Source organism: Janthinobacterium sp. BCJ23, from assembly GCF_059617945.1.
Genome location: NZ_JCAQAW010000001.1, coordinates 960,743 through 980,137 on the forward strand (window position 1 = coordinate 960,743; position 19,395 = coordinate 980,137).

At 62.2% G+C, this 19,395-nt stretch carries 20 protein-coding genes; 6 read left to right on the forward strand and 14 right to left on the reverse strand.

All coding sequences use genetic code 11. The features are described 5' to 3' along the window. Positions 1-4: 4 nt before the first annotated feature. The 8 genes from paaI to paaA all read right to left on the reverse strand — a co-directional run bounded on the left by paaI (position 5) and on the right by paaA (position 6,612). Positions 5-430 carry a hydroxyphenylacetyl-CoA thioesterase PaaI gene (paaI, locus tag AC54AG_RS04305; RefSeq protein ID WP_496629575.1) on the reverse strand — a complete coding sequence of 142 codons (426 nt, stop codon included), beginning with the start codon at positions 428-430 and terminating at the stop codon, positions 5-7. Between the two features lie 22 nt (positions 431-452). Beyond that, positions 453-2,021 (reverse strand): 3-hydroxyacyl-CoA dehydrogenase PaaH, encoded by a 1,569-nt coding sequence (gene paaH / locus AC54AG_RS04310; protein ID WP_034746366.1) that lies wholly within the window; start codon positions 2,019-2,021, stop codon positions 453-455. A gap of 1 nt (position 2,022) precedes the next feature. Next, on the reverse strand, positions 2,023-2,814 hold the full coding sequence (paaG, locus tag AC54AG_RS04315; RefSeq protein ID WP_034746364.1) for a 2-(1,2-epoxy-1,2-dihydrophenyl)acetyl-CoA isomerase PaaG: 792 nt from the start codon (positions 2,812-2,814) through the stop codon (positions 2,023-2,025). A gap of 75 nt (positions 2,815-2,889) precedes the next feature. Continuing rightward, positions 2,890-3,969, reverse strand: coding sequence for a 1,2-phenylacetyl-CoA epoxidase subunit PaaE (gene paaE / locus AC54AG_RS04320; protein WP_034746362.1), 1,080 nt, complete (start codon positions 3,967-3,969; stop codon positions 2,890-2,892). A gap of 40 nt (positions 3,970-4,009) precedes the next feature. Then, positions 4,010-4,543, reverse strand: coding sequence for a 1,2-phenylacetyl-CoA epoxidase subunit PaaD (gene paaD, locus AC54AG_RS04325; protein ID WP_034746360.1), 534 nt, complete (start codon positions 4,541-4,543; stop codon positions 4,010-4,012). Next, positions 4,543-5,295 carry a 1,2-phenylacetyl-CoA epoxidase subunit PaaC gene (gene paaC, locus AC54AG_RS04330; RefSeq protein WP_034746358.1) on the reverse strand — a complete coding sequence of 251 codons (753 nt, stop codon included), beginning with the start codon at positions 5,293-5,295 and terminating at the stop codon, positions 4,543-4,545. The genes paaD and paaC overlap by 1 nt, the downstream gene beginning before the upstream one ends. A gap of 14 nt (positions 5,296-5,309) precedes the next feature. Continuing rightward, positions 5,310-5,594 carry a 1,2-phenylacetyl-CoA epoxidase subunit PaaB gene (gene paaB / locus AC54AG_RS04335; RefSeq protein WP_034746356.1) on the reverse strand — a complete coding sequence of 95 codons (285 nt, stop codon included), beginning with the start codon at positions 5,592-5,594 and terminating at the stop codon, positions 5,310-5,312. 28 nt (positions 5,595-5,622) lie between these two features. Beyond that, positions 5,623-6,612 carry a 1,2-phenylacetyl-CoA epoxidase subunit PaaA gene (gene paaA, locus AC54AG_RS04340; RefSeq protein WP_034746354.1) on the reverse strand — a complete coding sequence of 330 codons (990 nt, stop codon included), beginning with the start codon at positions 6,610-6,612 and terminating at the stop codon, positions 5,623-5,625. Between the two features lie 267 nt (positions 6,613-6,879). Between paaA and paaX the strand changes: the two genes are divergently transcribed. Further along, positions 6,880-7,809, forward strand: a complete 930-nt coding sequence (paaX, locus tag AC54AG_RS04345) for a phenylacetic acid degradation operon negative regulatory protein PaaX (protein WP_456129950.1) — start codon at positions 6,880-6,882, stop codon at positions 7,807-7,809. A 110-nt stretch (positions 7,810-7,919) separates the two neighbouring features. Here the strand turns inward: paaX and AC54AG_RS04350 are convergent, their stop codons facing one another. Beyond that, complete coding sequence (locus AC54AG_RS04350; RefSeq protein WP_034746349.1) at positions 7,920-8,174, reverse strand: hypothetical protein; 255 nt, start codon at positions 8,172-8,174, stop codon at positions 7,920-7,922. Between the two features lie 141 nt (positions 8,175-8,315). Here AC54AG_RS04350 and AC54AG_RS04355 point away from each other — a divergent pair, with 141 nt between their 5' ends. Both AC54AG_RS04355 and AC54AG_RS04360 read left to right on the forward strand, forming a co-directional pair. Next, the gene (locus AC54AG_RS04355) at positions 8,316-9,440 is read left to right on the forward strand and encodes a M14 family metallopeptidase (protein ID WP_072454981.1); all 1,125 of its coding nucleotides are present in this window, start codon (positions 8,316-8,318) and stop codon (positions 9,438-9,440) included. Positions 9,441-9,818: 378 nt separating this feature from the next. Continuing rightward, positions 9,819-11,522: a methyl-accepting chemotaxis protein gene (locus AC54AG_RS04360; protein WP_072454980.1), complete on the forward strand. Its 1,704-nt coding sequence runs from the start codon at positions 9,819-9,821 to the stop codon at positions 11,520-11,522. A gap of 37 nt (positions 11,523-11,559) precedes the next feature. Here the strand turns inward: AC54AG_RS04360 and pmbA are convergent, their stop codons facing one another. Continuing rightward, a complete protein-coding gene (gene pmbA / locus AC54AG_RS04365; RefSeq protein ID WP_496629576.1) occupies positions 11,560-12,912 on the reverse strand; it encodes a metalloprotease PmbA in 1,353 nt (450 codons plus the stop codon). A gap of 96 nt (positions 12,913-13,008) precedes the next feature. Between pmbA and yjgA the strand changes: the two genes are divergently transcribed. The 3 genes from yjgA to AC54AG_RS04380 all read left to right on the forward strand — a co-directional run bounded on the left by yjgA (position 13,009) and on the right by AC54AG_RS04380 (position 14,979). Then, entirely contained in the window at positions 13,009-13,608 is a 600-nt protein-coding gene (yjgA, locus tag AC54AG_RS04370) for a ribosome biogenesis factor YjgA (protein WP_034746337.1), read from the forward strand. Positions 13,609-13,684: 76 nt separating this feature from the next. After that, the gene (gene mog / locus AC54AG_RS04375; protein ID WP_496629577.1) at positions 13,685-14,314 is read left to right on the forward strand and encodes a molybdopterin adenylyltransferase; all 630 of its coding nucleotides are present in this window, start codon (positions 13,685-13,687) and stop codon (positions 14,312-14,314) included. Further along, positions 14,311-14,979: an alpha/beta hydrolase gene (locus tag AC54AG_RS04380; protein WP_034746331.1), complete on the forward strand. Its 669-nt coding sequence runs from the start codon at positions 14,311-14,313 to the stop codon at positions 14,977-14,979. The genes mog and AC54AG_RS04380 overlap by 4 nt, the downstream gene beginning before the upstream one ends. A gap of 56 nt (positions 14,980-15,035) precedes the next feature. On the opposite strand, the gene AC54AG_RS04385 is transcribed toward AC54AG_RS04380, so the two are convergent. From AC54AG_RS04385 to AC54AG_RS04400, 4 genes are all read right to left on the reverse strand, one after another. After that, positions 15,036-16,589, reverse strand: coding sequence for a S1C family serine protease (locus AC54AG_RS04385; RefSeq protein ID WP_496629578.1), 1,554 nt, complete (start codon positions 16,587-16,589; stop codon positions 15,036-15,038). 104 nt (positions 16,590-16,693) lie between these two features. Then, positions 16,694-17,260, reverse strand: a complete 567-nt coding sequence (locus AC54AG_RS04390) for a carboxymuconolactone decarboxylase family protein (RefSeq protein ID WP_496629579.1) — start codon at positions 17,258-17,260, stop codon at positions 16,694-16,696. Further along, entirely contained in the window at positions 17,260-18,108 is an 849-nt protein-coding gene (locus tag AC54AG_RS04395; protein ID WP_072454975.1) for a fumarylacetoacetate hydrolase family protein, read from the reverse strand. The genes AC54AG_RS04390 and AC54AG_RS04395 overlap by 1 nt, the downstream gene beginning before the upstream one ends. Further along, complete coding sequence (locus AC54AG_RS04400) at positions 18,053-19,393, reverse strand: MFS transporter (protein WP_496629580.1); 1,341 nt, start codon at positions 19,391-19,393, stop codon at positions 18,053-18,055. The genes AC54AG_RS04395 and AC54AG_RS04400 overlap by 56 nt, the downstream gene beginning before the upstream one ends. Positions 19,394-19,395: the final 2 nt, after the last annotated feature.

Consider the following 19,395-nt stretch of genomic DNA (forward strand, 5'->3'; position numbering starts at 1 on the left):
AATTTCAAACGCTAATAACTTCGCCGGCCACCCGGATCGACTTGCCGCGGAAGAGCGCAATGGCGCGGCCTTCCTGATTGCTGACCTTGACGTCATAGACGCCGCTCTTGCCCGCCAGCGCCTGCTCGACGGCATGCGCCGTCAGCACGTCGCCTTCGCGGCCCGGCGCCAGGTAGTCGATGGTGCAGCCGGCGCCCACGGTATTCATGTTGTAGCTGTTGCAGGCAAAGGCGAAAGCGCTGTCGGCCAGAGCGAAGATGAAACCGCCGTGGCAGGTCTGGTGGCCGTTGAGCATGTCGGCGCGCACCGTCATCGTCATGCGCGCATGACCGGGGCCTACATCGGCCAGGGCGATGCCCATGGCGGCGGTGGCGTTATCGCGCGACAGCATGGAGGCGGCGGCCGCTTCGGCCAGGGCTTGCGCGGTCATGTTGTGGTCCTTATTTGACATATCATTCGGCATGAAACGGTGCTCCATTGGCGAGTTTGCGGCGCAGCAGCGGCGAGACCCGGTAGCGGTCTTCGCCATAGCCCAGCGCCAGATGCTGCAATACGGTGACGATGTGCTGGACGCCGACGGCATCGGCCCAGGCCAGCGGTCCGCGCGGATAGTTGACGCCCTTCTGCATGGCGATATCGACGGCGGCCACCGTGCATACGCCCTGGTTGACGGCGTCGGCCGCTTCGTTGGCCAGCATGGCGACCGTGCGCATGACGGCCAGGCCAGGCACGTCGTCCAGGCGCGTGACGATGAAACCGGCCGCCTGGAACAGGCCGACGACGGCCGCGTAGGCGGCGTCGCTGCACTGGTCGGCACGGGCCACGGCGATGCGTTTGGCGCCGGCGTAATCGAGCGCCAGGTCGAACAGCACCGTATCCGGATGCTGGTTGTCGTGCGCACGCTGGGTGGCGCTGCGGCCATCGGTCAGATAAATCGCGGCGCCATGGCAATGCAGGGCCGGCGCTTCGTCGTGCGATTGCCCTTCCTGCGTCACGCGGCGGCTGACGGTGATGCCGGCCTGCTCCAGGCGCTGCACCAGGCTGTGGATGATGCCGCTGTGGCCACGGCCATCGCCGCCGATGGCGGCCGACAAGGCGACGAATTCCGGTGTCGGCTGCGCGCCTTCCGCCTGCGCCACAGGCGCGCTGGCGCCTTCGCCATACGGGTAGAAGCCGCGGCCCGATTTGCGGCCGAGGAAACCAGCGTTGACCATTTCCTGTTGCAGCACGGATGGCGTGAAACGCGGGTCGTTGAAATAGGCGCCGAACACGGATTGCGTGACGGAGAAATTCACGTCATGGCCAATCAGGTCCATCAATTCAAAGGGCCCCATGCGGAAACCGCCCGCTTCGCGCAGCACCGTGTCGATGGTGGCGGCGTCGCCCGCCTGCTCGTTCAGCAGGCGCCAGCCTTCCGCGTAGAACGGACGGGCGACGCGGTTGACGATGAAGCCCGGTGTCGATTTCGCATGCACGGGGTTCTTGCCCCAGGCAAGCGAGGTGTCGTAGACGGTGGCGGCCACCTGCTCGCTGGTGGCCAGGCCACTGATCACTTCGACCAGCGCCATCAGGGGCACGGGATTAAAGAAATGCATGCCGACCAGGCGTTCCGGGCGGCGCAGTTTGGCGGCAATCGCCGTGACGGAAATCGACGACGTGTTCGTCGCCAGGATGCAGTCGTCGCCGACCAGCGCTTCGAGTTCGGCGAACAGGCCGCGTTTGACGTCGAGGTTTTCCACGATGGCTTCCACCACCAGGGCGCAATCGCTCACATCGGCCAGGCTGCCGGCCGCCTGCAGGCGCGCCGTGGCGGCCGTGGCTTCGTCTGCCGTCATGCGCCCCTTCTCGGCCAGCTTCGCGTACATCTTGCCGATGTCGAGCAAGGCCTTGCTGACGGCTTCCGCGCGCGTATCGTACAGTTTGACGCGGTAGCCGGCGGCGGCCGCCACCTGCGCGATGCCGGCGCCCATGGCGCCGCTGCCGATGACGGCGACGATACTGTTGTTGTCCAGAGCTGCCATATCAATGTCCCTTGAATTGCGGTGCGCGCTTTTCCATGAAGGCGGCCACGCCTTCGCGGTAATCGTCGCTGTTACCGAGATCGCTCATCATGCGCGCTTCCAGCGCCAGCTGCTGCGGCAAGGTATTGGCGCCGCTGGCGGCCAGCGCCTGCTTGGTGTAGGCCAGGCCCTTGGTCGGCGCCGTGGAAAAGTGCACGGCCAGCTTGCGCGTTTCCTGCGCCAGTTCTGCATCCTCGACGCATTTCCAGATCAGGCCCCAGTCTTCCGCTTTTTCCGCCGTCAGTTTTTCACCGAGCATGGCCAGTCCCATGGCGCGCGCCGAACCGATCAAACGTGGCAGGAAGAAGGTGCCGCCCGTGTCCGGGATCAGGCCCAGCTTGCAGAACACTTCGACGAAACTGGCCGACTTGCCGGCGATGACGATGTCGCAGGCCAGCGCCAGGTTGGCGCCCGCGCCGGCAGCCACGCCGTTGACGGCGCAAATCACGGGCATGGGCAAAGCCTTCAAGGCCAGCACCAGCGGCGCATAGTTCTTTTCCACCGATTCGCCCAGGTCCACGCCCTTCGAACCCGGCTCCACGGCGCGGTCGGACAAATCCTGACCCGCGCAAAAGCCGCGGCCCGCGCCCGTCAGCACGAAGACGCGTACGGTGCTGTCGGCGTTCACCTTGGCGATCGCGTCGCGCACTTCCTCGTGCATGGCTTGCGTAAAGCTATTGAGCTTGTCGGGACGGTTCAGGGTCAACGTGGCGATGCCCTGCTCGATGGTGAAGAGGATGTTTTGGTAGGTCATGGCGTGTCTCGCTATTTTATTTATTGGCCCGCAGCGGAAATCTGGGGTCAGACCCGGCGGGTCTGACCCCGGCATTTATTCAGCCTGGTCGAAATCGACAATCACCTTGTCGGTGACAGGAAAACTCTGGCAGCTGAGGACAAAACCGCGCGCCACTTCGTAGTCTTCCAGCGCGTAGTTGACGTCCATTTCGACCTTGCCGTCGAGGATCTTGCAGCGGCAGGTCGAGCATACGCCGCCCTTGCACGAGTAGCGCATGTCCAGCCCGGCGCGCAGGCCCGCGTCGAGGATGGATTCCTTGTCCTTGTCCATCGTGAAGGTGGTGTGGTTGCCGTCCATGATGACGGTCACTTCCGTTTCCTGCACGGCGTCGGCGGCCAACTGGGCGCGCGGCTTGTGGGCATTTTTCGGGATGCTGGCGGCGAACAGTTCGATCTTGATGTTCTGCTTGGGCATGCCGGCCGCCTGCAGGGCGGCGGAGACGCCCAGCATCATGTCTTCCGGGCCGCAGATAAACGCATTGTCGTAGTCTTCGACCTTGATCCAGTGCTGCAGGAATTGCTCGCATTTTTCCTGGGTGATGCGGCCGTTGAACAATTCGATGTCCTGCTGCTCGCGGCTCATCACGTAGACGAGGTTCAGGCGCTCCAGGTACACGTCTTTCAAGTCCGTCAATTCTTCCTTGAAGATGACGGACGACGAGGCGCGGTTACCGTAGAACAAAGTGAAGCGGCTCAGGGGTTCCGTCAGCAGGGTCGTCTTGATGATGGAGAGGATGGGCGTGATGCCGCTGCCTGCCGCAAAGGCCAGGTAGTGCTTGCGGTTGACGCAGTCGAGCGGCACGTTGAAATGGCCCATGGGCGGCATCACGTCGATGGTGGCGCCCGCCTTCAGGGTGTCGTTCGCCCAGGTAGAGAAAGCGCCGCCCGGCGTGCGCTTGATGGCCACGCGCAGGGTGCCGTCCTGCACCGCCGAACAGATCGAATACGAGCGACGCACGTCTTCCGCATTGATATTGGCGCGCAGGGTCAGGTGCTGGCCTTGCTGGAAGCGGAACTGCTGCTGCAATTCAAATGGCACGTCGAACGTGACGGCGATAGTGTCGCGCGTTTCGTTGCGCACGTTCGCTACGCACAGCGGATAAAATTTACTCATGCTTCATCTCCAGTTTCTTCGGAACGTGTGCCTGATTTTTTTAGTGGCACTTGAAGTAGTCAAACGGTTCGCGGCAATCGATGCATTTGTACAGGGCCTTGCACGGCGTGGAGCCGAACTGGCTGGTCAGCTGCGTGTGCGTCGAGCCGCAGTTCGGGCAGATCACGTCCAGCTTGGGCATCGCCTGGCGCTTGACGCCGCCACGCAGGCCGCTGATATCGATCACCTGCTGCTGCGGCGGGGCGATGCCATAGCCTTTCAGCTTGGCCTTGCCCGATTCGCTCATCCAATCCGTCGTCCACGCGGGCGCCAGCTGGTTCACCAAGGTCACCTTGGCCACGCCATGGCTGCGCAAGGCCTCCGTGACGGCGTCGGCGATCACCTGCATGGCTGGACAGCCCGAATACGTGGGCGTGATCGTCACGATGCATTCGTCGCCAGCCACCACATCGACGGCGCGCACGATGCCCAGGTCCACCACCGAAATGACGGGGATTTCCGGGTCCGGCACGTCGCCGAGCCAGGCCCAGACCTGGGCGGCATCCAGCGCCGCGGCGCCAGCGACCGTGTTCATTACCACTCCGCCCCGGGATAGGCGCGCTGCAGGAACTGCATCTCGGCCAGGATAAAGCCCAGGTGCTCCGTGTGCGTGCCCTGCTTGCCGCCCTTTTGCATCCAGGCGTCGGGCGCCGGCATGGTCAAGGTGGCTTCGGCGAAGATCTCGGCCACGTGTTCGAGGAAAGCGCGGCGCAGCACGTCCGATGGCGGCGCGATGCCGGCGGCGACCATGGCCTGGTCGACGGCGTCGTACGTGAACATCTCGCCCGTGTACATCCACAGCTTGTCGGCGGCGGCCTGCGTTTTCGCGTGGCTGTCGGCCGTACCGTCGCCGAGGCGCACGATCAGGTCGCCGCTGCGGCGCAAGTGATACGTCACTTCCTTGATCGACTTTTGCGCCACTTCGACGATGCGTGCATCCGCCGATTTCGTCAGTTCCAGCAGCTGGAAGTAATGCCAGCTGTCGAAGAAGAACTGGCGCATCATGGTGTCGGCGTAATTGCCGTTCGGCTGTTCGGCCAGCAGGCAGTTCTTGAAGTCGTGGGCGTCGCGCAAAAAGGCGATGTCGTCCTCGTCGCGGCCCGCGTTTTCCAGTTCGGCCGCATAGCTGAACCACAAGCGCGTCTGGCCCAGCAAGTCCAGCGCCACATTGGTCAGCGCCATGTCTTCTTCCAGCGCCGGCCCCTTGCCGCACAGCTGCGACAGCTGCTGGCTGAGGATCAGGGCGTTGTCGCCCAGGCGCAAGAGGTAGTTGACCTTGTCATCCATTGCAGGCGCTCCCATCACAGGTTCTTGACTTCTTCCGGCATCGGGAAGAAGGTGGGATGGCGGTACACCTTGCTGTTCGACGGCTCGAACAGGGCGCCCTTGTCGCCGGGGCTGCTGGCGACGATATCGGCCGCACGCACCACCCAGATGCTCACGCCTTCATTGCGGCGCGTGTAGACGTCGCGCGCATGGTTGACCGCCATGGTGGCGTCGGAAGCGTGCAGGCTGCCCACATGCTTGTGCGCCAGGCCGTGCTGGCTGCGGATGAAAACTTCCCACAATGGCCATTCTTTGCTCATGTTGCTATCCCCTATCTGTCTTATGTAATTACGCTGCCGCTTTGTTAGCAGCTTGCTTGTCTGCATACGCGACCAAGGCATCGCGGAACCATGCGCCGTCTTCATACGCTTTGACGCGCGTTTGCAGGCGTTCGCGGTTGCATGGGCCATTGCCCTTCAGGACATTGTTGAACTCGGACCAGTCGATCTCGCCGAATTCATAGTGGCCCGTTTCCGCATTGAACTTCAGGTCGGGATCGGGCACGGTCAAGCCCAGGTATTCGATTTGCGGCACGGTCTGGTCGACCATGCGCTGGCGCAGTTCGTCGTTCGAGAACAGCTTGATGCGCCATTGCGCCGACTGGGCGCTGTTGACGGAGGCGGCGTCGGACGGGCCGAACATCATCAAGGATGGCCACCACCAGCGGTTCAGCGCATCCTGCGCCATGGCTTTCTGCTCGGGCGTGCCCTTGCACAGCGACATCATGATGTCGTAGCCCTGGCGCGCATGGAACGATTCTTCCTTGCAGACGCGAATCATGGCTCGCGCATATGGACCGTATGAGCAGCGGCACAGGGGAATCTGGTTGATGATGGCCGAGCCGTCGACGAGCCAGCCGATGGCGCCCATGTCGGCCCACGACAGGGTAGGATAGTTGAAGATGCTCGAATATTTGGCTTTGCCCGAGTGCAAGGCGGCCAGCAAGTCGTCGCGCGACACGCCTAACGTTTCCGCAGCGCTGTACAGGTACAGGCCATGGCCCGCTTCGTCCTGGATCTTCGCCAGCAAGATGGACTTGCGTTTCAGGGTCGGGGCGCGCGTGACCCAGTTACCTTCGGGCAATTGGCCGACGATTTCCGAGTGCGCGTGCTGCGAAATCTGGCGGATCAGGGTCTTGCGGTAGGCATCCGGCATCCAGTCCTTGGCCTCGATCTTGATGCCTTCGTCGATGCGCGCCTGAAAAGCGCGCTCTTCTTGACCCATGTCGTCGAGGGAACGGACGTTCTTGAGGCCGGTTTCAACCATTTGTGCGTACATGATGTGTCTCCCATGTCTTTGATTTTGCGCAGCAACGCGGTGCGATGAACAGATAATACGATACAAAAAACGATTTGCATACACTTGATATGAATCATTTTAAAATTTCGTATCTTGTGCAGCTTTTTTGTGCGTATGATATTGCTTATGAGAAAACACTATGGAGCGCCACCAGCGCTTCCGGCAAATTATTGCCGCGCTACCCGCGCAGCCAAGTAAACTGCTGCTTTTATTGATTCGACCGCAACACGGCCAGACCGGAACCACATGAAGAACACCCGCTGCACGGCATGGATAGCCGATTTCCTGGAAAGCGACCCACCGCGCTCGAAGTCCCTGGTGATGACCATCTTTGGCGACGCCATCGTGCCGCGCGGCGGTGCCATCTGGCTGGGCAGCCTGATCGAACTGCTGGCGCCTTTCGGCGTCAATGACCGGCTATTGCGCACCAGCGTGTTCCGCCTGGCGCAGGAAGGCTGGCTCAGCTCGCAGCGCGACGGCCGCCGCAGCGCCTATACGATACGCCCGGAGGCGCTGGCCCGCTTCGAACGCGCCTACCGCCGCATCTATGCGCCGCTGGTCGTGCATTGGGATGGCAGCTGGACCCTGGTGATCGGACCGGCCGGCAGCATCGGCGCGGCCGAGCGGGGAGCGCTGCGCAAGGAATTATTGTGGGCCGGCTATGGTTTGATTTCTCCCGGCATCTTCGGCCACCCCGCCAGCAATGCGGAAGCGCTCGAAGATATCCTCGTGCGCAACGAGGTGCAGGGCAAGCTGTACGTCTGCCACACCACGGAATTGCCGGGCGTGAGCACGCGCCCCCTGCGCGACATGGTGGGCGACTGCTGGGACTTGTCGGAAGTGATGGCCGGCTACGAAAAATTCATCGCCAGCTTCCAGCCGCTGCTGACCCTGCTGCAGGAAGAACCCGTGTTCGACGCGGAGCAGGCGTTCGTCATCCGCTCGCTGCTGACGCACGCCTACCGCCGCGTGCAGTTGCACGACCCGCAACTGCCCGTCGAACTGCTGCCCGAACCGTGGCCCGGCACGCAAGCGTATGTGCTGGCGCGCGACCTGTACCGTATCACGTATGCGGCGGCCGAGGAACATATCCTAGCCACCTTGCGGCGCGAGGATGCGCAGGCGCCGGACGTCGAGCCGTGGTTCTACGAACGATTTGGCGGACTGAACACCTGAGAAAACGTCCATGGCGGCGTTGCAGGGCCTGGGCGTACATTCGTACTGCCTGCGGCCCTGCGCCTTGCCCTGAACATTTTTCAGGCGTTCAGGAATAAGTCACTACCTGCTCACTGCTTTACCGCCACTTGCTTCGCCCCTGCCAGCAAATCCTGCCCCAGCTTTTCCAGCGCGTTGGCCTGCACCAGCATGGTGTCGAGGATGGCGACGTTGAACGTGTATTCGGCCGGCGTCGTATAGCCGGGGAAACGTATGATGCGCAGCAATTCCTGCAAGGTCGTGCCCTTGCCCAGGTGCGCCAGGGCGTCGCTGAGGGCGCTGACTTTCTTTTCCAGTTCGCGTATGTGTTTGCCGTTGTCATCCATGATGATCTCCCCGTGTTGGAGCTTCCACGTTAGCAAAGCACGTCCGTCATCGCTTGCGCCAGCACAAAGGCCACCGCAAAACAGGTATCATCGCGCCATTGCACACGATGCAAAACCCATACGTTTTTATCAGGAACACTCATGACCATTAAAATCAGCCAGCAATTCGACGCCGGCGCGATCGAGGTGCTGCGCGCCGACGATGCCCAATCCATCGAGCTGAACATCCGCAAGGATTCCCACGCCGACATCACGCAGTGGTTTTACTTCCGCCTGCAAGGCGCGCAAGGCGAGGCGTGCACGATCCGCTTCATGAACGCAGGCAAGTCGGCCTACCCGGACGGCTGGAAAGATTACCAGGCCGTCGCCAGCTACGACCGCGAAACCTGGTTCCGCGTGCCGACCAGCTTTGACGGCACCGTGATGACGATCGAACATACGCCCGAAGAAGAAAGCGTGTACTACGCCTATTTCGAGCCGTACCCATGGGACCGCCACCTGGCCCTGATCGACAGCGCGCAAGCGTCGCCGCTGGTGCGCCTGATCGACCTGGGCAGCACCGTCGAAGGCCGCGATATGAATCTGCTGGTGGTCGGCGACGCCGATGCCGAGAAAAAAGTCTGGGTCATCGCGCGCCAGCATCCCGGTGAAACGATGGCCGAATGGTTTGTCGAAGGCATGCTCGAAGCCTTGCTGGACCAGGCCAATCCGTTTGCCCGCCAGTGCCTGCAGGACGCCGTCTTCTACGTGGTGCCGAACATGAACCCGGACGGTTCCGTGCATGGCAACCTGCGCACCAACGCGGCCGGCGCCAACCTGAACCGCGAATGGATGACGCCGACGATGGAACGCAGCCCGGAAGTATTCCTGGTGAAACAGAAAATGCATGAAATCGGCTGCGACCTGTTCCTCGACGTGCATGGCGACGAAGGTTTGCCTTACGTCTTCGTGGCTGGCAGCGATGCGCTGGAAAATTTCACGCCAGCACAAAAAGCCGAGCAAGACCGCTTCATCGCCGGCTTCAAGGTGGCCAGCCCCGACTTCCAGGATGAGCACGGCTACGAAGACGGCCCGTTCACGCCGGAAGTGCTGACCATGGGTTCGCCCCACATCACGCACGCCTTCGGCTGCCTGTCGCTGACCCTGGAATTGCCGTTCAAGGACAATGCCAACGATCCCGACCCGCAAACGGGCTGGAGCGGCGCCCGCAGCGCCGCCCTGGGTGCGGCCGTGCTGCAGCCTATCCTGTCCACCTTGCGCGCCTGAACGCCAGGGCCAGATCGGCCCGCTTGATCCCATGCCCCGCTCGCCGGGGCATTTTTTTTGCCCGCGCGGCAAGCGTTGCTGGTCCGGTGATTTTTTGCGCGAACATCTTGCCTGTCAGAAATTATCGTCCTACACTAAACAACAAAATCGGACCGTGCCCTTCTGCGCGGCCCCTCAAGAATACGCCGCTGGCCACCTCACCGGCGCCCTGCAGTGCGCATCCATGGCATTGCCCTTGACATCACGGCCCCATACCTGCCGAGCTAGCTCTCTGTAACGCACACTGACCGCATCAGCATCGTCACGGACGGACGCCACCTGTCCGCAAGAACGATGCCCAGTGCACGCTTTCCGCTTTCCGCCGAGGATGAATACCCTATGTCCAAGCTTAAAATCAGTACCCGCCTGGCCTTCAGTTTCGGCCTGATCATTGTCCTGCTTATCATGGTGGCATTTGTTTCCATCAGCCGCATCCGCAATATCAATGCCTCGACGGAAAAAATCCTCAATGACCGCTATGTCAAGGTCATGCTGTCCAATGCGATACAGTCCGAGGTCAATATCCAGGCTCGCCTCCTGAGTATCGCCATCATCGGCGCCAACGATGCCGATGAAGTCAGCAGTTCCGTGGCCAAGGTACAGGCGTCGGTCAAAAAGAACGTGGAACTGCTGGCGCGCCTGAAAGTCCTGGTCAACACGCCCAAGGGGCAGGAGCTGTTCCAGGCCGTGGCGAACGGCCACGAAGGCTATGGCAAGACGCGCGATGCGAATATCAAGCTGTTACAAGAAGGCAAATCGGAAACGGCGGGCATTTTCCTGCTGACGCAGCTGCGTTATCCGCAAGAAAAATTCCTGACGGCACTGGCGGCCATGGCCAGCTTCCAGGAATCGCTGATGGAAAGCGAAGGCAAGCAAGCCGGCGCCGATGGGCGCATGGCCATCATCCTGAGCCTGTCCCTTTCGATCGCCGCGACGGCCATTGCCATCGCGCTGGCCATCCTGATCAGCCGTTCCATCAGCCGCCCCATAGCCGAAGCCGTCAAGGTAGCGCAGCGGGTGGCAGCCGGCGACTTGTCGCTCACCATCGACGTGCGCGGCAACGATGAAACAGGCCTGCTGCTGCGGGCCTTGAAAGAGATGAATGACAATCTGCAAGGCATCGTGGCGCGCGTACGCCATGGCACGGATGCCATCGCCCACGGCTCGCGTGAAATCGCCTCCGGCAATATGGACCTGTCGTCGCGCACGGAACAGCAAGCCAGCTCGCTGGAAGAAACGGCCTCGTCGATGGAGGAACTGACGTCCACCGTCAAGCAGAATGGTGAAAATGCGCGCCAGGCCAACCAGATGGCGCAATCGGCCTCCAGCGTGGCCAGCAAGGGCGGGCAGGTAGTGGCCGAAGTGATCACGACCATGGACTCCATCAATGCCTCGTCGAAGAAAATCGTCGACATCATCGGTGTCATCGACGGCATTGCTTTCCAGACCAATATCCTGGCCCTGAATGCGGCCGTGGAAGCGGCCAGGGCGGGCGAGCAGGGACGGGGCTTTGCCGTGGTCGCCACGGAAGTGCGCAACCTGGCCCACCGCTCCGCCTCCGCCGCGAAGGAAATCAAGATCCTCATCGACGACTCCGTGCACCAGGTCAACCTAGGCAGCAGCCTCGTGAACCAGGCGGGCAGCACCATGGAAGAGATCGTCAGCAGCGTGCGGCGCGTCACGGACATCATGGCCGAGATCACGTCCGCCAGCAACGAGCAGGAAACGGGCATTGAACAGATCAACCAGGCCATCACGGAAATGGATGCCGTGACACAGCAAAATGCGGCCCTCGTGGAAGAGGCCGCCGCCGCGTCCGAAGCCCTGCAGGATCAGGCGGGCATCCTGGCCGAAGCCGTCAGCGTGTTCAAGCTCGACGGCACGCAGGCGCTACCGCCGGCGCAGGTGCAAGCCATCCGCGCTCCGGCACGCGCGCCAGCCAAGCCGGCAGCCGCGCCGCGCGTCACGGCAGCGCTCGCGAGGAAAGCAGGCAAGGCGGGCACCCTTGCCGTGGTCGCCGATGCCGAGTGGGAACAGTACTAAGGCAGGACCTGCCGCAAGGCATACATCAGCCTGCGCCTCAGCCGCCCGCCACCACCATGCTCTCGATGAGGATGGACCCCGTCTCTTTGGTGCCGCGGCGCAAGGCGTCGGCGCCCACGGCCACGATGTTGCGCAGCATGTCTTTCATGTTGCCGGCGATGGTGATTTCTTCCACCGGGTATTGAATGACGCCGTTTTCGACCCAGAAACCGGAGGCGCCGCGCGAATAGTCGCCCGTCACGTAATTGGTTCCTTGCCCCATCAGTTCCGTCACCAGCAAGCCCGTGCCCAGCTTTTTCAGCATGGCGACAAAATCGTCGCTGGCGGCCGTCAGCTTGGAGGTCAGGTACAGATTGTGCGAACCGCCCGCGTTGCCCGTCGTCTGCATACCCAACTTGCGGGCCGTGTAAGTCGACAGGAAATAGCCTTGCACCACGCCATCCTTGACGACGTCGCGGCTGACGGTTTTCACGCCCTCTTCGTCGAACGGCGCCGAACCGACGCCGCCGATCACGTGCGGGTCTTCGAAGATCTGCACATGCGACGGCAGCACTTGCGTGCCCAGCGAGTCGTTCAGAAACGTGGACTTGCGGTACAGGGCGGCGCCCGAGGTCGCTTGCACATAAGTACCGAGCAAACCGGCCGCCAGCGGCGCCTCGAACAGCACGGGGCAAGTACGCGTGCCGAGTTTACGCGCATTCAGGCGCGACAGGGCGCGCTCGGCGGCGTAGCGGCCGATGGCTTCCGGGCTCGACATTTTGGACGCGTCGCGCACGGATGAATACCAGTCGTCGCGCTGCATCTTGGCGCCCTTGCCGGCGATGGGCGCCACGGACAGGGTGTGGCGCGAAAACGGGTAGCCGCCGATGAAGCCGCGCGAATTGGCGGACACAAAGTGCGATTGCTGCACGTGCACGCTGGCGCCCTCGCTGTTGGTGATGCGCGGGTCGACGGCGAACGCGGCCGCTTCGGCCCGCTGGGCCAGCACGACTGCTTCCTCGGTGGAAATGAGCCACGGATAGAACAGTTGCAAGTCGCGGGGGGACATTTCCAGCATGTCCGCGTCGGCCAGGCCCGCGCAATCGTCCTCGGCCGTGAAGCGGGCGATGTTGTAGGCCGCGTCCACCGTGGCGCGCAGGGCGGACGGCGAAAAGTCGGAAGTGCTGGCATTGCCGCGCTTCTTGCCGACAAACACGGTCACGCCCATGCCCTTGTCCTTGTTTTGCTCGATCGTCTCGATCTTGCCTTTTCGTACAGAAACGGACAGGCCACCGCCTTCGCTGACTTCGACGGCAGCGTCGGTGCCGCCCGCTTCCCGCGCAAAAGACAACACATCACGGGCTAGTTGCTGCAATTGCTCTTGACTATGGGTAAATACGGAGTCGTTCATGCGCTGTTTTCTTCGGAAAGCCGCTAAAAAGGTTATCATAGCAGTCGTTTACAGTTTACAGGAGCGGTCCACAAGTCCTCTCCCGCCTTATATATCATGCCAAATCCAAACCGGGGAGCTTGCGGCTTCCAATCGACCGAATTCGAACAGGAATATGAACGTCCGTCGAAATCGGAACTCAAACGCCAGATGACCGTCCTGCAAAAGCTGGGCGAAGAACTCGTCAATGAAGCACGCGACCGCGTCAAGCGCGTCCCGATGCCGGAAGACGTGCGCGACGCCATTCTCGAATGCCAGCAAATCAAGGACCACGAAGGCCGCCGCCGCCAGCTGCAATACGTGGGCAAGAAGATGCGCACCCTGGATGAGGAAGAAGTTGCCGCCATCCAACGCACCATCGATAGCTGGAAAGGCTTGTCGAAAGCCGACACGGCCAATATGCACGCGATGGAACGCCGCCGCGACAAGCTGTTGACGGATGACAAGGCGTTGACCGTCTTGCTGTCGGAAAACCCGGAACTGGACGTGCAGCACCTGCGCACCCTGATCCGCAATGCCCGCAAGGAGCAAGCCGAGAACAAGCCGCCAAAAGCCTACCGTGAAATCTTCCAGATTTTGAAAGAGATCGCCAAGAAGAAAAACGGCGGCAAGAAAGATGCCGACGAAGATGACGTTGAAGGCGAAGACGACGAGTAAAAAACTGGGGTCTGACCCCAGCATTGACGAAAAACCGGGATCAGCCCGGTTTTTTTACGACATAGACAGGTGCCCCATGACCACGATAGAAGACGAATTGATTATCGGCCTCGTGTCGATCTCGGACCGCGCCAGCGGCGGCGTATATGAAGACCTGGGCATCCCGGCCCTGGAAAGCTGGCTGTCCGCCGCCATCCGCACGCCTTTCCGCCTGGAAAAGCGTTTGATCCCGGACGAGCGCTCGCAGATTGAAAACACCCTGATCGACATGGTCGACCTGAGTCACTGCCATCTGATACTGACGACGGGCGGCACGGGGCCGGCGCGGCGCGATGTGACTCCGGACGCCACCTTGTCCGTGGGGACCAAGGAAATGCCCGGTTTCGGCGAACAGATGCGCCAGATCAGCCTGCAATTCGTGCCGACGGCGATCCTGTCGCGCCAGGTGGCCGTGATCCGCGAAACGCCCGAGCGCGCCGCCCTGATCATGAACTTGCCGGGCCAGCCGAAAGCCATCAAGGAAACACTGGAAGGCTTGAAAGACGCTGACGGCAAACAACTGGTCAACGGCATCTTTGCCGCCGTGCCATATTGCATCGACCTCATCGGTGGTCCCTACATGGAAACCGATCCGGCCATCTGCAAGGCCTTCCGTCCCAAATCGGCGCTGCGTCCGGCGCAACCATTAGCAGAGGAAAACACATGAGCAACTTGCTGGAAACCATAGAACTCGACAGTGCACCGAATCCTACCGTCTCCATCATCTGGATGCACGGCCTGGGGGCCGACGGCAACGACTTCGTGCCCCTGGTGAAAGAACTCGATTTGCGCGGCTGCCCCGCCATCCGCTTCATTTTCCCCAGCGCCGGCACCATGCCCGTCACCATCAACAACGGCTATGTGATGCGCGCCTGGTACGACATCCTCGTGAACGACCTCGTGCGCCGCGAAGATGAGGCCGGCTTGCGTGCCTCGCAGGCGCAGATCGAAGCGCTGATCGCGCGCGAAAAGGCGCGCGGCATTCCCGCCAGCCGCATCATCCTGGCAGGCTTCTCGCAAGGCTGCGCCATGACCTTGCAAACGGGCTTGCGCCATGCGGAACCGCTGGCCGGCCTGATGTGCCTGTCCGGCTATCTGCCGCTGGCCGACAAGACGGCAGCCGAGCGCACGCCGGCAAGCCTGCAAACGCCGGTCTTCATGGCGCACGGCACGGCCGACCCCGTGGTGCCGGTCGGCCGCGCACAGCAGTCGCGTGACTTGCTCACCGGCATGGGTTACAAGGTGGAGTGGCACGAGTACATGATGCAGCACTCGCTGTGCCAGGAAGAAATCGACGCCATCGGCGCGTGGCTGAAAAAAGTGCTGGCCTAAAATAAAACAGGCGCGGTGTGCGCCGCGCCTGCTGTCTTGTGAAACGCCGGGAACGATCAGTTCGCCGGCTTTTTTTCATTCCAGATTTTCAGCATGTCGGGCGATGCTTCCGAGCGAATGCCGTTGTCCGTCAGTATCGATTCCGTCGCTGCCAGCATATCCTTGCGGGCCACAACGACCATTTCCGCATCGCGCTGCTGGAAACGGAAGGTCAGCAAGTCATCGGTCTGGTCGCGCAGCAAGGCCACGAGATGCGCCAGGCTGCGCACGCGCACGCCATTGACTGAATCGACGACCGAGAAGAAACGGGTGCTGTAGCCATTCATCAGCTTGTGCGGGAAGAAGGGCGCGGCGATCACCACCAGCTCATCGCGCTCGCTATCGGGCGCATCGCCGCGCCGCGTGGCCAGCGGATTGCCGGCAAACGCCATGCCGCCCAGGATCGCCGGGTTGCCATTTGGCGCGGCCATGAATTCCGTGGTGGCGCGCGAAAACACCATCGGGCCAAAGATGAAATAGGACGGGTAATTGCCCTGCAGCCCGGCGATCAGCATCGGATGCGCGGCCGAGACGGGTACCTTGATTTTCAGGGGCGCGCCCTGGCGCACCACCGTCAGCGGCAGTTCGCCATCTTTCGCCAGCTGCTGCACCCGGTACTGAAAGCGCACACGGCTGTTGGCATTCAGCTTGACCATGCCCTGGTTGTCGATGGGGAAATCGCCGATATGCGTGATGACATCCCACTCCTTGAGCGGATAGCCGGCATCCTTGCTGGCCGGCGTCATCACGACGGCCCCCTCGATGCCCTTGGCCAGCTTCAGATAGGTGCGCAGCGCGGGATTTTCCAGCGTTTGCGTCACGTCGCGCATGGCCGGCTTGCCCTTGGGCGCGCCGCTCTGCTGGTCGCGCAGGAACAGCTCGATTTCCTCGTTGGGAATGATGTAGCCGATGTTTTGCGCATTGAGCATGCCGGCAAAGGCCAGGCCGATCATCTTGTCGCCGGCAATCACGGGGCCGCCGCTATTGCCCGGGTTGATGGCCGCATCGATCTGGATGCGCAGACCGGAGACGGGGAAGTTGTAGCGCACGAATTCGATGCGCGAGACGATGCCCTTGGTGATCGATAGCGACGTGCCGCCCGTCGGATAGCCATACGCGAGCACGGCATCGCGCACGTCTGGCAAGACATTGGCGCGCGGCACGGCTTTGTGGCTGGCGAAAAAACTGTCGTCGTCGATTTTCAGCAAGGCCAGGTCCATGCCGCGCGAGATGGCCAGCACGGTCGCCGGGATCTTGTCGCCGGCACCATTGGCCTGGATCTGCACCTGGCTGGCATAGCCGACCACGTGCGCATTGGTGAGGATGCGGCGGCCTTCGATGACGACGCCGGAGCCCGTCACCTCTTGCGGCGCGGCCTTGCTCCACGGCTTGTACGGATCAGGCCCGCGCAGGGTGGAAAACACCTTGACGACGGAGTTTTCCAGGGCGGAAGCGCTGGCGCTGGCGGCCGTCTCGGCGGCAAGCGCACGCACCGTCATCAAGGGGCAAAAAGAAAGGGCCAGCGCCAGGAAGGCGCGGCCCATCAGGGTGAAGCACGGACGAGTTTTCATTGAGCTTGTTGGCAATGGAAGGGAAGTAAAATTATATATTGAATAATTGCAACTTCATTACACTTTGTCCATCTTTGCCGAAGAACTCCTCTAAACTCATCTCATCAGGCGGGCATGGGCGGCACGCCCAATGCCGGCACGGCCGTCTGTGCCCCATTCATCACCATGGCCAGGAAGGTGTAGTAGCCATTGATGCCCATCAAGTCGACCACGCCGTGCTCGCCAAACAGGGCCAGCGCCCGCGCATAGGTGGCGTCGCTGATCCGCTTGTTCTGCTGCAACTCGATGCAAAAGTCGTGCACGGCTTGCTCGTCTTCTTTCAGGGCAGGCGGCAAGCGCCGCGCGGCAATGGCGTCCACGGCCGCTTGCGCGATGCCGTTCTGCACGGCCAGCGGCGCGTGGATGGCCCACTCGACTTGCTGGTCCCACTGGCGCGCCGTCACGAGGATCGCCAGTTCCGACAACCGCGTGCCGATGGCGCTGCGGTAGCGCAGGTATTCACCCATGCGCTGCGCCGTTTCCATCAGCTCGGGGCTGCGGATCAGCGGCACGAAGGGGCCGTACAGCGCCCCGCGCGGGCCATCGATGATCGCTTGCGCCGCCGCGCGCTGCTGCGGGTCCAGCTGGTCCAGCGGCAGCGGCGGCAAACGGTCGATGTCGCAACCGGCCATCAGGCGGTCCAGGCGACCACGTCCTGCTGCTGTTCGCCGAGGCCGGCGATACCCAGGCGCATGCTGTCGCCTTTTTTGAGGAAGCGCTGCGGCTTGCGGCCCTGGCCCACGCCCGGCGGCGTGCCCGTGGCGATGACGTCGCCCGGTTCCAGGGTCATGAATTGCGACAAATAGCTGACGATCTGCGCCACCGTGAAGATCATGGTTTGCGTATTGCCGGTCTGCATGCGCTTGCCGTTGACTTCCAGATACAGGTCCAGGTCCTGCTCGTCGATGACTTCATCGCGCGTCACCAGCCACGGGCCGACGGGGCCGAAGGTGTCGCAGCCCTTGCCCTTGTCCCACTGGCCGCCCCGCTCCAGCTGGAACGAGCGTTCGGAAATGTCGTTGACGACGCAATAGCCGGCCACGTATTTCAGGGCGTCCTCTTCGCTCACGTATTGCGCGCGCGTGCCGATGACCACGCCCAGTTCCACTTCCCAATCCGTCTTTTTCGAGCCTTTTGGCAACACGACATTGTCGTCCGGGCCATTCAGGCAAGTAATGGCCTTCATGAAGACGATCGGTTCGGCGGGAATAGCCATGCCGGATTCGGCTGCGTGATCCGCATAATTGAGGCCGATGCCGATGAACTTGCCGACTTTCGCCAGCGGCACGCCGAAGCGTGGATTGCCGCGCACCAAAGGCAAGGTCTTTTCGTCGAGCTTGGCCAGCTTGCGCAGGGCCTTGTCGGACAGTTGTGCGTCGTCAATATCGGCAATCACGCCGGACAGGTCGCGCAGTTTGCCTTCTTCATCGATCAGGCCCGGTTTTTCCTTGCCTGGACGTCCATAACGAACGAGTTTCATAGTCTTCCTTGGAGTTGATCATTGCCGCTGTGCAGGCTGCCATTTTACCGGATGGCCCGGCACGCCTGTAGCGGCCAATGAAAAACATCGCAAGTCCCGGCAGTTGCAAGGCCGCCAGCACACCAAACGCCGCCTGGTAGGCCTGCGGCGGATACTGCTGCTGGCTGTTCAAAGGCCAGCAGCCGAGGATCAGGCCAAAGCCCGCCTGCACCAGGAAGGCGCCCGTGAAAATGAGCAAATTGAGGCAGGTGGCCGCCCTGCCCGTCAGGCTGGCCGGCATGCTTTGCGCGACGATCGCATACTCAAGGCCCGTCACCGTGCCCAGCAAGGTAAACAGCACGGACAGCAAAGGCAGGCTGGGCACCACATTGCAGGCCATCGCCACTTGCACGCCGACAAACAGGACGATGCCGGCGCCCGCCACTTGCATCGGTTCAATCGCGCGCCGCCCCGCCCATTCCGTCAGCATGCCCATGCCGATGGCGCCGAAGATGACGGCCGCCATGCCCAAGTACAACAAATACGCGACGTTATCGTCAGACAAGCCGCCCACGTCGGCCAGCCAGCGGCCTATCCACAAGCCCTGCACGCCAAAGAACACCGTGTGCGGCAGCAGAATCAGCGCGATGGTGCGGCGAAAACCGGGATCGCGGTACACGCTCCAGACGCTGACCCTGCTCTTGGCCGCGGCAGGCGCGGGCATAGCCGGCGACAGCAGGCGGATCAGCAAGGCTATGGCCAGTGCCGCCAGCGCCAGGCCCAGGAAGACGCCGCGCCAGTCCGTGTAGTGCAGCGCCAGCTTGACGGGCATGGTGGCCGTGGCAGCACCGAGGCCACCCACAGCGATCAGATAGCCATGCACGGACGGCAGGCGCGATGGCGCGATGGCGCACGAGATCGCTTTCACGGCGGCCATGAAACAGCCGCCCAGCCCCGCTCCCATCAAGGCACGCGCCCACATCAGCTCGGCAAAGCTGTGACCCCGGCTGAACAGCCACACGCCCAGGGCCGCCAGCGCCAGCAGCCACAGTTGCACCGCGCGTGGACCGTAGCGGTCGAGCGCCATGCCGATCGGCAATTGCACCAGCGCAAAAGCCAGAAAAAAGGCGCTGGTGAGCAAGCCCAGCTGGGCTGGTGTCAGGGCGATGGCGCCCAGCAACTCGGCCGTCAGCACGGCATTGACGCCGCGCAGCAGACACGACAGGTAATGCCCGAGCGCGAACGGCAGGAACACCAGGCAAAACACGGCCACGCCGGAGCGGGCAGACGCAACGGCCGCGTGCATGC

Bases quoted from the DNA above. Each gene is read 5' to 3' on its own strand.
- paaI (WP_496629575.1), bottom strand. From the start codon at position 430: ATGACCGCGCAAGCCCTGGCCGAAGCGGCCGCCGCCTCCATGCTGTCG.
- paaH (WP_034746366.1), bottom strand. From the start codon at position 2,021: ATGGCAGCTCTGGACAACAACAGTATCGTCGCCGTCATCGGCAGCGGC.
- paaG (WP_034746364.1), bottom strand. From the start codon at position 2,814: ATGACCTACCAAAACATCCTCTTCACCATCGAGCAGGGCATCGCCACG.
- paaE (WP_034746362.1), bottom strand. From the start codon at position 3,969: ATGAGTAAATTTTATCCGCTGTGCGTAGCGAACGTGCGCAACGAAACG.
- paaD (WP_034746360.1), bottom strand. From the start codon at position 4,543: ATGAACACGGTCGCTGGCGCCGCGGCGCTGGATGCCGCCCAGGTCTGG.
- paaC (WP_034746358.1), bottom strand. From the start codon at position 5,295: ATGGATGACAAGGTCAACTACCTCTTGCGCCTGGGCGACAACGCCCTG.
- paaB (WP_034746356.1), bottom strand. From the start codon at position 5,594: ATGAGCAAAGAATGGCCATTGTGGGAAGTTTTCATCCGCAGCCAGCAC.
- paaA (WP_034746354.1), bottom strand. From the start codon at position 6,612: ATGTACGCACAAATGGTTGAAACCGGCCTCAAGAACGTCCGTTCCCTC.
- paaX (WP_456129950.1), top strand. From the start codon at position 6,880: ATGAAGAACACCCGCTGCACGGCATGGATAGCCGATTTCCTGGAAAGC.
- AC54AG_RS04350 (WP_034746349.1), bottom strand. From the start codon at position 8,174: ATGGATGACAACGGCAAACACATACGCGAACTGGAAAAGAAAGTCAGC.
- AC54AG_RS04355 (WP_072454981.1), top strand. From the start codon at position 8,316: ATGACCATTAAAATCAGCCAGCAATTCGACGCCGGCGCGATCGAGGTG.
- AC54AG_RS04360 (WP_072454980.1), top strand. From the start codon at position 9,819: ATGTCCAAGCTTAAAATCAGTACCCGCCTGGCCTTCAGTTTCGGCCTG.
- pmbA (WP_496629576.1), bottom strand. From the start codon at position 12,912: ATGAACGACTCCGTATTTACCCATAGTCAAGAGCAATTGCAGCAACTA.
- yjgA (WP_034746337.1), top strand. From the start codon at position 13,009: ATGCCAAATCCAAACCGGGGAGCTTGCGGCTTCCAATCGACCGAATTC.
- mog (WP_496629577.1), top strand. From the start codon at position 13,685: ATGACCACGATAGAAGACGAATTGATTATCGGCCTCGTGTCGATCTCG.
- AC54AG_RS04380 (WP_034746331.1), top strand. From the start codon at position 14,311: ATGAGCAACTTGCTGGAAACCATAGAACTCGACAGTGCACCGAATCCT.
- AC54AG_RS04385 (WP_496629578.1), bottom strand. From the start codon at position 16,589: ATGAAAACTCGTCCGTGCTTCACCCTGATGGGCCGCGCCTTCCTGGCG.
- AC54AG_RS04390 (WP_496629579.1), bottom strand. From the start codon at position 17,260: ATGGCCGGTTGCGACATCGACCGTTTGCCGCCGCTGCCGCTGGACCAG.
- AC54AG_RS04395 (WP_072454975.1), bottom strand. From the start codon at position 18,108: ATGAAACTCGTTCGTTATGGACGTCCAGGCAAGGAAAAACCGGGCCTG.
- AC54AG_RS04400 (WP_496629580.1), bottom strand. From the start codon at position 19,393: ATGCACGCGGCCGTTGCGTCTGCCCGCTCCGGCGTGGCCGTGTTTTGC.